13 protein-coding genes are annotated in these 11,952 nt (G+C 65.3%); 5 read left to right on the top strand and 8 right to left on the bottom strand.

Going from position 1 to position 11,952, the window contains the following annotated elements:
• Positions 1 to 86: 86 nt before the first annotated feature.
• The 6 genes from aceE to VI26_RS01330 form a co-directional block, all read right to left on the bottom strand.
• Positions 87 to 2,750, bottom strand: coding sequence for a pyruvate dehydrogenase (acetyl-transferring), homodimeric type (aceE, locus tag VI26_RS01355; RefSeq protein ID WP_048407954.1), 2,664 nt, complete (start codon positions 2,748 to 2,750; stop codon positions 87 to 89).
• A gap of 312 nt (positions 2,751 to 3,062) precedes the next feature.
• A complete protein-coding gene (locus tag VI26_RS01350) occupies positions 3,063 to 4,499 on the bottom strand; it encodes a M48 family metalloprotease (RefSeq protein ID WP_053074165.1) in 1,437 nt (478 codons plus the stop codon).
• A 218-nt stretch (positions 4,500 to 4,717) separates the two neighbouring features.
• Positions 4,718 to 6,409, bottom strand: coding sequence for a SulP family inorganic anion transporter (locus VI26_RS01345; RefSeq protein WP_048407953.1), 1,692 nt, complete (start codon positions 6,407 to 6,409; stop codon positions 4,718 to 4,720).
• The gene (locus VI26_RS01340; protein WP_048407952.1) at positions 6,406 to 6,834 is read right to left on the bottom strand and encodes a DUF6691 family protein; all 429 of its coding nucleotides are present in this window, start codon (positions 6,832 to 6,834) and stop codon (positions 6,406 to 6,408) included. Before VI26_RS01340 ends, VI26_RS01345 begins: the two co-directional genes overlap by 4 nt.
• A 1-nt stretch (position 6,835) precedes the next feature.
• A complete protein-coding gene (locus VI26_RS01335) occupies positions 6,836 to 7,267 on the bottom strand; it encodes a YeeE/YedE family protein (RefSeq protein ID WP_197081341.1) in 432 nt (143 codons plus the stop codon).
• Positions 7,264 to 7,581: a metalloregulator ArsR/SmtB family transcription factor gene (locus tag VI26_RS01330; RefSeq protein WP_197081340.1), complete on the bottom strand. Its 318-nt coding sequence runs from the start codon at positions 7,579 to 7,581 to the stop codon at positions 7,264 to 7,266. The genes VI26_RS01335 and VI26_RS01330 overlap by 4 nt, the downstream gene beginning before the upstream one ends.
• Positions 7,582 to 7,738: 157 nt before the next feature.
• Here VI26_RS01330 and VI26_RS01325 point away from each other — a divergent pair, with 157 nt between their 5' ends.
• The 5 genes from VI26_RS01325 to rlmH all read left to right on the top strand — a co-directional run bounded on the left by VI26_RS01325 (position 7,739) and on the right by rlmH (position 11,336).
• Positions 7,739 to 8,776 (top strand): DUF2804 domain-containing protein, encoded by a 1,038-nt coding sequence (locus tag VI26_RS01325; protein ID WP_048407950.1) that lies wholly within the window; start codon positions 7,739 to 7,741, stop codon positions 8,774 to 8,776.
• Positions 8,777 to 9,028: 252 nt separating this feature from the next.
• Entirely contained in the window at positions 9,029 to 9,607 is a 579-nt protein-coding gene (locus tag VI26_RS01320; protein WP_048407949.1) for a carbonic anhydrase, read from the top strand.
• A 4-nt stretch (positions 9,608 to 9,611) separates the two neighbouring features.
• Entirely contained in the window at positions 9,612 to 10,250 is a 639-nt protein-coding gene (nadD, locus tag VI26_RS01315; protein ID WP_048407948.1) for a nicotinate-nucleotide adenylyltransferase, read from the top strand.
• 173 nt (positions 10,251 to 10,423) lie between these two features.
• A complete protein-coding gene (rsfS, locus tag VI26_RS01310; protein WP_048407947.1) occupies positions 10,424 to 10,792 on the top strand; it encodes a ribosome silencing factor in 369 nt (122 codons plus the stop codon).
• A gap of 73 nt (positions 10,793 to 10,865) precedes the next feature.
• On the top strand, positions 10,866 to 11,336 hold the full coding sequence (gene rlmH, locus VI26_RS01305; RefSeq protein ID WP_048407946.1) for a 23S rRNA (pseudouridine(1915)-N(3))-methyltransferase RlmH: 471 nt from the start codon (positions 10,866 to 10,868) through the stop codon (positions 11,334 to 11,336).
• A gap of 16 nt (positions 11,337 to 11,352) precedes the next feature.
• On the opposite strand, the gene VI26_RS24190 is transcribed toward rlmH, so the two are convergent.
• The gene (locus VI26_RS24190) at positions 11,353 to 11,508 is read right to left on the bottom strand and encodes a hypothetical protein (protein WP_156183693.1); all 156 of its coding nucleotides are present in this window, start codon (positions 11,506 to 11,508) and stop codon (positions 11,353 to 11,355) included.
• Complete coding sequence (locus VI26_RS01300) at positions 11,505 to 11,801, bottom strand: DUF2325 domain-containing protein (protein ID WP_048407945.1); 297 nt, start codon at positions 11,799 to 11,801, stop codon at positions 11,505 to 11,507. The genes VI26_RS24190 and VI26_RS01300 overlap by 4 nt, the downstream gene beginning before the upstream one ends.
• Positions 11,802 to 11,952 lie beyond the last annotated feature (151 nt).

Raw genomic sequence — 11,952 nt, 5'->3', positions numbered from 1 at the left:
GGGCTTGCCGCCGGATATCCGCTACAGATTCGCTTGCCATGCAAAGGCGGAAGGCCCCGGCCTGAACCGGGGCTTCCGCTTTGCGATCACACTTTCCAGCTAGGCAGCTTGTCGGTCTTGATGCCGTACTTGGCGATCGCCTCGGCCACCTTGGACGCTTCGATCTTGCCGTCGCGCGCCAGCGCGGACAGCGCCGCCAGCGCCACGTGGTAGCGATCCACCTCGAAGAAGGAGCGCAGGTTGGCGCGGCTGTCGGAGCGGCCGAAGCCGTCGGTGCCCAGCACCACGTAACGGCCCGGAACGTATTCGCGGATCTGGTCGGCGTAGTTGCGGATGTAGTCGGTCGCGGCCACCACCGGACCTTGACGGCCGGACAGTTGCTGCGCCACGTAGGAGGCGCGCGCTTCGGCGGTCGGGTTCAGCAGGTTGTGGCGCTCGGCTTCCATGCCGTCGCGACGCAGCTGGTTGAAGGAGGTCACGCTCCAGATGTCGGCGGCTATGCCGAAATCAGCCTTCAGCAAGTCGGCCGCGGCCATCACTTCGCGCAGGATGGTGCCGGAGCCCATCAGCTGCACCTTGACCTTGGCGTCGCCGCCGTCCTGCAGCAGGTACATGCCCTTCAGGATGCCCTCTTCCGCGCCCGCCGGCATCGCCGGGTGAACGTAGTTCTCGTTCATCAGGGTCAGGTAGTAGAAGACGTCTTCCTGCTCGGCGTACATGCGGCGCAGGCCGTCTTGCACGATCACCGCCAGTTCGTAGGCGAAGGTCGGGTCGTAGCTGATGCAGTTCGGGATCAGGCCGGCCTGGATGTGGCTGTGGCCGTCTTCGTGCTGCAGGCCCTCGCCGTTCAGCGTGGTGCGGCCGGCGGTGCCGCCCAGCAGGAAGCCGCGGGCGCGCATGTCGCCGGCGGCCCAGGCCAGGTCGCCGATGCGCTGGAAGCCGAACATCGAGTAGTAGATGTAGAACGGAATCATCGGCTGGCTGCTGTTGGCGTAGCTGGTCGCCGCGGCGATCCAGTCGGCCATCGCGCCCGGCTCGTTGATGCCTTCCTGCAGAATCTGACCGTCCTTGGATTCCTTGTAGAACATCAGCTGGTCATGATCCTGCGGCACGTAGTTCTGACCCTGGGTGGACCAGATGCCGTACTGGCGGAACATGCCTTCCATGCCGAAGGTGCGGGACTCGTCCGGCACGATGGGCACCACGCGCTGGCCGATGTTCTTGTCCTTCATGATGGTGCCCAGCATGCGGACGAAGGCCATCGTGGTGGAGAACTCGCGGTCGCCCGAGCTTTGCAGCTGCGCGTCGAACACGGACAGCGCCGGCACTTGCAGCGCGGTGGTCACCGGCTTGCGCGCCGGCAGGTAGCCGCCCAGCGCCGTGCGGCGCTCGCGCATATACTTCATTTCCGGACTGTCTTCGGCCGGCAGGTAGTACGGCACGTTAGCCAGGTCTTCATCGGAAACCGGAATGCCGAAACGGTCGCGGAAGTTGCGCAGCGAATCCAGGTCCATTTTCTTGGCCTGGTGCGCGATGTTCTTGGCTTCGCCGGACGCGCCCATGCCGTAACCCTTGATGGTCTTGGCCAGGATCACGGTCGGACGGCCGTTGGCGTTGTTGGACGCCTCGTGATAGGCGGCGTACACCTTGTGCGGGTCATGGCCGCCGCGGTTCAGCGCCCAGATCTCGTCGTCGGACATATTGGCGACCATTTCGCGCAGCTCCGGGTATTTGCCGAAGAAGTGTTCGCGAACGTAAGCGCCGTCCTTGGATTTGAAGGTCTGGTAATCGCCGTCCACGCATTCGTCCATGCGCTTTCTCAGCAGGCCCTTGCTGTCCATCGCCAGCAGCGGGTCCCAACGCGAGCCCCAGATCACTTTCAGCACATTCCAGCCGGAACCGCGGAAGTCGCCTTCCAGTTCCTGGATGATCTTGCCGTTGCCGCGCACCGGGCCGTCCAGACGCTGCAGGTTGCAGTTGATCACGAAGATCAGGTTGTCGAGACCTTCACGGGCGGCCATGGAGATCGCGCCCAGCGATTCCGGCTCGTCCATCTCGCCGTCGCCGCAGAAGCACCACACCTTGCGGCCATGGGTCTTGGCCAGGCCGCGGCTTTCCAGGTACTTGAGGAAGCGGGCCTGATAAATGGCCATCAAGGGGCCGAGGCCCATCGACACGGTCGGGAACTGCCAGAAGTCCTTCATCAGCCACGGGTGCGGGTAGGAGGACAGGCCGTTGCCGTCCACTTCCTGGCGGAAGCTATCCAGCTGTTCGGCGGACAGGCGGCCTTCCATGAAGGCGCGCGCGTACACGCCCGGGGAAATGTGGCCTTGGAAGTAGATCAGATCGCCGTCCTGCTGATCGTTCTGGGCGCGCCAGAAGTGGTTGAAACCGACGTCGTACAGGGTGGCGGAGGATTGGAAGGAGGCGATGTGGCCGCCCAGTTCCAGATCCTTCTTGCCGGCGCGCAGCACCAAGGCGGCGGCGTTCCAGCGATTGATCGAGCGGATGCGATGCTCCATCTCGTGGTTGCCCGGCGACTTCGCTTCTTTGCCGAGCGGAATGCTGTTCTGGTATGCGGTGGTGGCGTCAAACGGCAGATGGGCGCCGCGGCGGCGGGTGCGCTCAACCAGTTGTTCCAGCAGGTAATGCGCGCGCTCCGGGCCTTCGGCGTCCAGCACCGACTCCAGCGCTTCAGTCCATTCCTGGGTTTCCAACGGATCGATATCGTCAGGGAAAGTTGCAGCCATCTCTGGTCCTCACAGCAAGGTGGATCGGGGGCCGTATGTAGCACTGCGCGGCCCCGCGTTATTGCAATCGGCTCGAATTCGAACCTATTTATTAGCTTCAGATTATAAACGAACGCAATCGCAAATAAAAATGTTCATTTTCGAAAAGAGCGTCGTATCTTGAGCAAGTGTACGTCTTCCCGCTTTCACAAAGGAATAGGTCAAGCGTACTAACGCTTGTTTCCGGGTGGAAAACATCGATTATTGCGCCGCACCATGTTGTTTTTTTGCGATTTACTGTCGCAAATTGAAACATTTGTTTCAGTTGCGCGCCTACTTCTTCTTCTCTTCCCGCACCCGTCGGTCCAGCTCGCGGATGCGCGCTTCGATTGAAGAGCGCAGATAGAAGTCGTCGCCCTTGGCCTTGCTGGCCAGCTGGAACTGCTCCATCGCCGGCTGATAGCGCTGTTCATAATAGAAGGCATTGCCCAGGGCCGCGTGATAGCGCAACGGGTCGCGGTCCACGTACAGCCCGGCCTGGCGCCGGTATAGCGCCGGATCATCCGGCCGCTGGCTCAAACGGCTCTTGATCAGGCTCAGCGCGCCCTGATTGTCGCCGCTGGCGATGGCGATATCGATGTCCAGCAACTGCAGCGACTGGCTCCGCGGGAAACGGTCAAGCCCGGCGCGCACCGCCTTGCGGGCGGCGGGCCAGTCCTTGCGCTCGCGTTCTATCGCCACCTCCAGACCATGCAGCATGGGATGATCCGGCAGCTTGTTCCGCGCCTTGGCCAAGGCCTGGCGCGCGCCGGCGATATCGCGCTGGCGCAGCTTGACCTGGGCCAGGCCATACCATTGCGCGCCCTCGTTCAGATACAGGCCGCGATCGAGCGCGGCTTCGTAAAAACGCAAGCCTTCGTCCGGCGTCATCACCGAGGCGCGCAGCTTCTCGCGCACCAATAGATAGTCGCTACTGTCGGCGCGCATCTTCACCGGGTAGTCCAGCGCCCGGTTCTCGGCCTCGCTGATCCGCTCCACCGTCACCGGGTGGGTGCGCAGGAAAGCCAGCGCCGCGTTGTCGCTGTAACGTTCGTTCTGCTGCAGCCGCTGAAAGAAGGCCGGCATGCTGCGCACATCGAAACCGGCCTGGCTCATGTACTGCATGCCGACACGGTCGGCCTCGCGCTCGAAATCGCGTGAAAACGCCAATTGATTGGAAATCGACAAGCCCATGCCGGCGGACACCACCCCCATCGCGCCCTGGCCGCTGCCGGCCTTGGCCGCCAGCGCGGCGGCGATGATGGTGCCCAGCAATAGCAAGGGACTGGTGGCGCTGCTGGCCGCCTTCATCCGCGCGATGTGGCGCTGCGCGACGTGGGCGGTTTCATGCCCCAGCACCGAGGCGAGCTCGCCCTCGCTCTGGGTCGCCAGCAGCAGGCCGATATTGATGCCGATATAGCCGCCGGGCATCGCGAAGGCGTTGATCCCGCTGTCGTTGACGCAGAAATAGGTGAAGCCGACGCCGGGCAGCTTGACGCCGCTGGACAGCCGGCCGCCGATATCGTTGAGGTAGTCGTTGACTTCCTGATCGTCGACGATGTCGCCGGCCTCCAGCATCGCGCGCCAGGCCTGGCGGCCGATGCGGTTCTCGTCCGCCAGCGTCAGCGAGGCGTCGGACACCTCGCCCAGGTCGGGCAGATCGGCATAAGAGACGGGAGGGTGCAGCAGGGTCAGCGCCAGCACGCCGGCCAGCAGGGTCTGTTTGCTCATCCGGCTATGATAGCCAGGTTCGCCCACAAGTTGCATGAGGCGGCGCAACATCAACTGTCAAAGAGTATTGAGGCAAGGGCCGGCGTAGAATCTCGCGCGCAAGTGCGAGGCAAGGCGACAACCGCAGATAAAGCGGAATGCGTACATGGCATCTGAGCATTTCGATGGGGCACTCACCGTGCGGCGTCTGGCACAGTGCAGCGGATCGTAAACAGGCTCTAGGCGGCCAGCGCCTCCCACGCCGCCTGCGCGCTCAAGTGCACGCGGCCGCTGAAACCGGCCAGCAAGCCGCCGCCCTCCATCCGCTGCGCCACCGGCCCCTTGATTTCGGCCAGATGCAGCGTCACGCCGCGCGCCGCCAGTTCCGCGTCCAGACGCGCCAACATCAGCAAGGCGCTGGTATCGATACGGTTGACCGCGCTCATGATCAGCAGCAATCTGGACGCATCCGGCCGCGCGGCCAGCCGCGCCAGCACCTCGCCGCGCACCTGGCGGGCATTGCCGAAAAACAGGCTTTCGTCCACGCGCAGAAACAGCGCGCCGGGCAGATGCTCCACCGGGAAGCGCAAGCGGTTGCGGAAGTGATGGCGGCCCGGCAGCCGCCCCAGTTCAGCGATATGCGGCCGGCTGCTGCGCCACAACATGGCGGCCAGCGAGGTCAGCACGCCGGCGACGATGCCGGAATCCACCCCCAGCCACAACACCAGCGCGAAGGTCAGCGCGAACGCCGCCGCGTCGGCGCGGTCAGTGCGCCAGGCCAGGCGCAGGCTGTCGAAACGTATCATGCCCGCCACCGAGGCGATGATCATCGCCGCCAACACCGGCAAGGGCAGCAAGGCCAGCCAGGCGGCGGCAAAGCCGGCCAGCAGCAGCAGGCCCAGCGCGGCGATCACCGAGGCCAGCTGAGTCTGGGCGCCGGCCTCGGCATTGACCAGGGAACGGGTCAGCCCGCCGGTGACCGGGAAACCGCCGGACAAGCCGGCGCCGATATTGCACAGGCCCAGCGCCAACAGCTCCCGGTCCGGGTCCACCTCCTCGCCGCGCCGCTGCGCCAGCGTCTGCACCACCGCCAGGCTCTGCACATAATTGACCAAGGCGATGAAAAAAGCCGGCAAGGCCAACTGCGACCACTGCGCCAGGCTCAGAGCCGGCCAGGCCGGCGCCGGCAAACCCGACGGCACCGCGCCCACCACCGGCAGCGCCGCGCTCAGATCCAGGCCTGCCACCAGCGCCATGCCCACCAGCACCGCCAGCAAGGGCGCCAGCCGCAACCACAGCTGCCGCGCCGCAGCCGTCAGGCCGCAGCGGCGCAAACAGGCGTCCCCGCGCCAGCGCGCCAACAGCAATAAAGCCAGCGCCGATGCGCCGAACGGCAGAGCGACACGGTTGATGTCATCGACAGCCCGCCACAGGCCGGACAGCAGTTGCGGCAGTGCAGCGCCGCCGGACGACACGCCCAGCAAGGGCCCCAATTGCGACAGCACGATCAGCAAGGCCGACGCCGAGGTGAAGGCAGCCAGCACCGGCTCGGACAGCAGATCGGCGATGAAACCCAAGCGCAACAGGCCCAGCACCGCCAGCATCAGACCCGACATCAGCGCCAGGCCGATGGCCAGCGCCAGATAATCGCCGGAGCCCGGCTCGGCCAGCCGCGCCAGCGTCGCCGCCACCAATAAGGAGGTCATCGCCATCGGCCCCACCGACTGCGCGTGGCTGCGCCCCGCCAGCGCGTAGATCAGCAAGGGGGCGATGCTGGCGTACAAACCGGCCTCGGCCGGCAGTCCGGCCACCAAGGCGTAAGCCAGACCCTGCGGCGCCAGCAACAAGGTCACCACCAGGCCGGCGCTCAGATCGCCGGCCAAGTATTCACGCCGATAGCCGCTCAGCCAGGCCGGTAAGCAGCGCTTCACCCGCGCTGTTCCAAGCGCCCGGCCAGCCCCATGCCGGCCGCCATCGCCAACAGGAACAAGCCGCCTTGGGGCGACAGCATGCCCCCCAGCAGCAAGGCCGGCCCAGGGCAGATGCCGGCCAGGCCCCAGCCGGTGCCGAACAGCAGGCTGCCGCCTATCAGCCGTCGCGTCAGCGGCGTCTTGGCCGGCCACTGCGCCGGCTCGCCCAAGAGCCCGCGCGGGCGGCGCTCGGCCAGACGGAAGGCCGGCCAGGCCGCGGCGATCGCGCCGACCATCACCAGCGCCAGGCTGGGGTCCCAAGCGCCGCCCAGATCCAGAAAAGCCAGCACCTTGGCCGGATTGGCCATGCCGGACAACAACAGGCCCAGGCCGAACAACAGTCCGGCGCCCGCCATCGACGATAAACGCTTCCACTCCGCGGCCATCTCACGCCCCCCAATGCCTAAACATGGCCACCGTGACGAAACCGGCGCACATGAAGGCCATCGTCGCCGCCAGCGAACGCGGCGACAGCCGCGCCAAGCCGCAAACGCCATGGCCGCTGGTGCAACCGGACGCCAGACGCGTGCCGACGCCCACCAAAATGCCGGCAAGCAGCAAGCGGCCGCCGCCGGCCTCGACCAGGCTGACCGGCAAGCCGCCAACCGCGAGCCGCCACAAGACCGGCGCCGCCATCAAGCCCAGCACAAAGGCCAATCGGGCGCGCCAATCCGTCCGCCGCTCCAGCAGGCCGGACACCATTCCGCTGATGCCGGCGACGCGGCCATGCAACAAGGCCAGCCACGCCGCCGCCAAGCCGATCAGCGCGCCGCCCAACAGCGCCTGCCACGGCGTGAACGCCTGCCAGTCCAAGATCATTGCGCCTCTCCCACCGAACCGTCCGCGCAGAACAAGGCGTGCAAGGCGTTCAGCAGCGCCAGCGCGTCCTGGCTGGCCACGCTGTAATACACCCACTTGCCATCGCGCCGCGTTGTCACCAGGCCCTCATTGCGCAGCACGCCCAGTTGCTGGGACAGCGTTGGCTGGTGAATGCCGGTCAGGCGCTCCAGTTCCGACACCGATTTTTCCCCATCCACCAGCTGGCACAGCAGCAGCAGCCGGTCCTCGTTGGCCAGGCCCTTCAGCAGCAAGGCGGCGCGGCCGGCATTGGCGCGCAGCAGATTCAAATCCATATTCATTCCCCCGCCGCGACTGCGGCGCTGCGAACATTATGTTTTATAATATAATGTAAATCAACTAACTGTCACCGTATCGCCACAGTGTTTCCATGTCGCCACATGGCCTATCAGTCACCCTCGCCACCGGAAAAACTGTTGTAGACTCAAGGCCATGAACCTATTTCAAGCTGCGGCTCCAGCCCGGCCCGTCAGCGCCGCGGCATCGCCCGCCCTCCCCTCCGCTCCCAGGCAACTGGTGCACGAACGCGGCATTCCCGCCTTCGGCATGTATCAGGGCATCATCGACCGGCTGGACTGGCGCGCGCTGAAAGCCACTCCCTACCAGCGCCTGACGCGCAAACTGCACCACAAGCGCTGGCAGTACGCGGCCATCGCCCATCCGGCCTTCTTCATCGGCGTCGCCATCGTCGATGTGGGCTGGACCGGCACCGCCTTCGCCTACCTGTTCGATCGCAAGCGTGGCGAGGTCATCGCCGCCGTCAGCGCCAACGGCCTGCCCGGCCTGTCCACCCAGGTGGAAGACCGCGCCTTCGGCGACGCCTCCTTCCACGCCGGCCGCTGCCGGCTGAGTTTCCGCCGCAACGGCGAGCGCCTGGAACTGGCGGTGGACGCGCCGCAGCTCAAAGTGGCCGCGCACATTCAATTGACGGAGATGCCGCCGGTGCTGGCGGTGATCGCGCCGGCCAACTGGCTGGCCCACTCCACTCACAAGAGCGGCGGGCTCAGGATCAGCGGCTTCGCCGATTGCCAGGACCAACGCTACTCGCTGGACGGCGCGGTGGCGGCGCTCGACTACTCCAACGGCCTGCTGGCGCGGGAAACCCGCTGGCGCTGGGCCAGCGCGCACGCGCTGGAACTGGGCTTCAATCTGCAACAAGGCTATATGGGCGACACCGAGAACGCCGCCTGGTTGCATGGCAAGCTGATCCGGCTGGGACCGGTCAGCTTCGACTACCAGCCGGAGGACCCTTTGCAAGGCTGGCGCATGCAGAGCGACAACGGCCTGCTGGAACTGGACTTCACCCCGGAAGGCGCGCGCCGCGAGGACAAGAACCTGCTGATCGCCGCCAGCCGCTATGTACAGCCCATCGGCCGCTTCAACGGCCAGATCCGCGACCCGGACAGCGGCGCCGTTCACTTGGTGCGCGATTTGCTGGGCGTGACCGAGGACCATCTGTCGCGTTGGTGAACGTAGCCCGCTCGATGCGGCAAGCCAGCGCCCATTCGCCGCCATTGTCTGACGTTCATTGCAATTCCCTGCCATAAGCAGGGCAATTCCACGCTTGCGAAAATACAAGACCGGCCGGAACAACAGTGGTAGGATGCGCCCGCAACCGAGTATTTTCTCTAAGCGACCAAACCAATCGTCAGAGTCTGTCCATGATCATTTTGTACCGCGCCAGAACGCTCATGAACCGACTCTCTGTAGGAGATTGCCATCATGGATAGATTAAGCGCTCTGCTTGAACACAATCGCCACTTCGTGGAAAACCGCGAATACGAGCAATTCAAGACCGACAAGTTTCCAGGCAAAGGCCTGGCCGTGCTGGCCTGTATGGACGCGCGCCTGGTGGAACTGCTGCCCAAGGCCATGGGCCTGAAGAACGGCGACGCCAAGCTGATCAAGAACGCCGGCGCGCTGATCACCCACCCCTGGGGCTCGGTGATGCGCAGCCTGATCATGGCGGTGTACGAATTGCGCGCCGACGAAATCTGCGTGGTCGCCCACCGCGACTGCGGCATGCGCGCGGTCGATCCGCAGCGCGTGCTGGACCATGCGATGGAACGCGGCGTGTCGGAAGACACCATCGCCACGCTGCGCGCGGCCGGCATCGACCTGGACGGCTGGCTGAAGGGCTTCGACAACGTGTCCGACAGCGTGCGCCACACCGTGCACACCATCCGCAACCATCCGCTGATGCCCAAGGACGTGCCGGTGCACGGCATGGTGATCCACCCGTCCACCGGCCGGCTGGAAGTCATCGTCGACGGCTACCTGAACGACGACGCGCAGGAGTAAGCCGGTGCGGCTGGGCCTGTTCGGCGGCACCTTCGACCCCATCCACAACGCCCATCTGCGCATGGCCGCGGCCTTCGCCGCGGAACTGGCGCTGGACGAGGTCAGGCTGGTCCCGGCCGGCCGGCCCTATCACCGCAGCCATGGCCCGCACGCCACGCCGGCGCAGCGCCTCGCCATGGCCGAGCTGGCGGTGGACGATTACCCGCGACTGGCGGTGGACGCTCGCGAAGTGCGCCGCCCCGGCGCCGCCTACACCATAGACACCCTGGCGGAGCTGCGCGCCGAGTCGGGCCCCGATGCCGAACTGTGGTTTCTGATCGGCGGCGACTCGCTGGCCACGCTGCACACCTGGAAGCGCTGGGACGAACTGTTGCATTTCGCCAACCTGGCCGTGGCGCTGCGCCCCGGCTTCGACCCGGCGGCGTTGCCGGCGCCGATACAGCCCTTGTGGCGCTCCCGGCAAGTCTCTGATTTTTCAAATCGAACCGCATCCGGTACAATCCGCCCCTTGGCCTTGCCGCCGGTAGACATCGCGGCCACCGACATCCGCCTGCGCCTGGCGCGCGGCGACGCGGTGGATGACGTGCTGCCCCCCGCGGTGCTGGCCTATATCCGCCAACACCGGCTATACCGGACAATATAGCCGCCGTGTCCGGCCATTTTCCGCCAGGCCGCCCAAGGCGGCCGGCAACCATTCACGCAAGCAATACGGCAGGCCTGCCGGACGCGCCGCGCGCGCCGGCCCCGCCCGCCATTCCGCGACAGCTTCGCCGTCGGCCACGGTCGGCGCGGACAGCCGCACAGGAAAAGGACATTATGGAAGTGCAAGATATTGCCAAGCTGGCGATCGAGGCCCTGGAAGACGTCAAGGGCAAGGACATCGTTGAACTGGACACCAGCAATCTGACCCAGTTGTTCCAACGCATGATCGTCGCCACCGGCGACTCCAACCGCCAAGTCAAGGCGCTGGCCAACAGCGTGCACGTCAAGCTGAAGGAAGCCGGCGTCGACATCGTCGGCAGCGAAGGCCACGAGAGCGGCGAATGGGTGCTGGTGGATGCCGGCGACGTGGTGGTGCACGTGATGCTGCCGGCGGTGCGCGACTACTACGACATCGAAGCGCTGTGGGGCGGCCAGAAGCCCAGCTTCCTGCCGCCGGGCGGCCGCCCGTGGTCCGCGGTCTGACTCAAGACCGAGCGCTAGCCGCAATCAACGGGGACCCTGGTCCCCGTTTGTGTTTTTACTGGCCCTGACACTCATGAAAATCACCATTCTCGCCGTCGGCACCAAGATGCCGCGCTGGGTGGACGAAGCCTACGGCGATTACGCCAAGCGCTTCGGCCGCGACATCACGCTGGAACTGAAGGAAATCAAGCCGGAGAAGCGCGGCGGCGGCGTCACCGCCGAAAAAGGCATTGCCGCCGAGCACGAGCGGCTGCTCGCCGCCATCCCGCCGCGCGCGCGACTGGTGGTGATGGACGAACGCGGCAAGAACTGGACTTCGGTGCGCCTGGCCGAAGGCCTGAAGGAATGGATGGCCGGCGGAGATGACGTGGTCTTCATCATCGGCGGCGCCGACGGCCTGGCGGCGGAATTGAAGCAGCGCGCCGACGTGCTGCTGCAGCTGTCGGCGATGACGCTGCCGCATGGCATGGTGCGGGTGATGCTGGCCGAACAGATCTATCGCGCCTATTCCATCCTCAACAACCACCCCTACCACCGCGAGTAGACACCGCGCGGACGGATCAAGCCGGCGGCGAGGCCTGCGCCGCCGCCGGCGGCAAGCTCTGCGGTGCCAGCCGGACCCACTCCACGGCCACCGTGTCATCGTCCTGCGGCAGCGCCGAGCCTTCGACGCGCGCCAAGCCGTTCAACCAGTTTTCATTGCCTGAAAAAATCATGACAGCTTCCTCCAGCCCTCGTGTTGCAGGCGCAGTTCCACCGCGGTGGCGGAACGACGGCAGGCCACCACGGGAATGCCTTGCGCATTGGCGCTGTCGCGGTAATTGCGCATCACATTGTGTCCCAGGAAATCGGTGAGCAGAATCAGCAGATCCGGCTTGCCCGGCAGCGGCGCCTTGCGCTGGTGCGCGACATTGCGCCCGCAGATGTGGCGGGAAATCCGGATGTTGTAGCTTTGCAGAACCGCCGGAATGTTTCCCAGGCTGTCCGCGCCTATCAGCAGGGCATTCATCAGCCACCTCCTCTCGCGCGGCACCGCTCGCCGCCTTGGCATGCAACCACTCTATGCCGGACTCATCACGCAAGTAAAGATATATAAAATTAGTTTTTTATTTCCAACAAATATATAAATTCCACACCGCGCCCAATCGCGGCCAGGCCAG

The organism is Chromobacterium sp. LK1 (genome assembly GCF_001043555.1).
In the GTDB taxonomy this organism is placed as follows: domain Bacteria; phylum Pseudomonadota; class Gammaproteobacteria; order Burkholderiales; family Chromobacteriaceae; genus Chromobacterium; species Chromobacterium aquaticum.
The sequence above is the reverse complement of the archived record's forward strand: the minus strand, read 5'-3'. Positions and strand labels throughout refer to the sequence as shown.

Coding starts and splice junctions, on each gene's coding strand:
- rsfS (WP_048407947.1), top strand. CDS start 10,424: ATGGAAGTGCAAGATATTGCCAAGCTGGCGATCGAGGCCCTGGAAGAC.
- VI26_RS01325 (WP_048407950.1), top strand. CDS start 7,739: ATGAACCTATTTCAAGCTGCGGCTCCAGCCCGGCCCGTCAGCGCCGCG.
- VI26_RS01350 (WP_053074165.1), bottom strand. CDS start 4,499: ATGAGCAAACAGACCCTGCTGGCCGGCGTGCTGGCGCTGACCCTGCTG.
- aceE (WP_048407954.1), bottom strand. CDS start 2,750: ATGGCTGCAACTTTCCCTGACGATATCGATCCGTTGGAAACCCAGGAA.
- rlmH (WP_048407946.1), top strand. CDS start 10,866: ATGAAAATCACCATTCTCGCCGTCGGCACCAAGATGCCGCGCTGGGTG.
- VI26_RS01335 (WP_197081341.1), bottom strand. CDS start 7,267: ATGATCTTGGACTGGCAGGCGTTCACGCCGTGGCAGGCGCTGTTGGGC.
- VI26_RS24190 (WP_156183693.1), bottom strand. CDS start 11,508: ATGATTTTTTCAGGCAATGAAAACTGGTTGAACGGCTTGGCGCGCGTC.
- VI26_RS01300 (WP_048407945.1), bottom strand. CDS start 11,801: ATGAATGCCCTGCTGATAGGCGCGGACAGCCTGGGAAACATTCCGGCG.
- VI26_RS01340 (WP_048407952.1), bottom strand. CDS start 6,834: ATGGCCGCGGAGTGGAAGCGTTTATCGTCGATGGCGGGCGCCGGACTG.
- VI26_RS01330 (WP_197081340.1), bottom strand. CDS start 7,581: ATGGATTTGAATCTGCTGCGCGCCAATGCCGGCCGCGCCGCCTTGCTG.
- VI26_RS01320 (WP_048407949.1), top strand. CDS start 9,029: ATGGATAGATTAAGCGCTCTGCTTGAACACAATCGCCACTTCGTGGAA.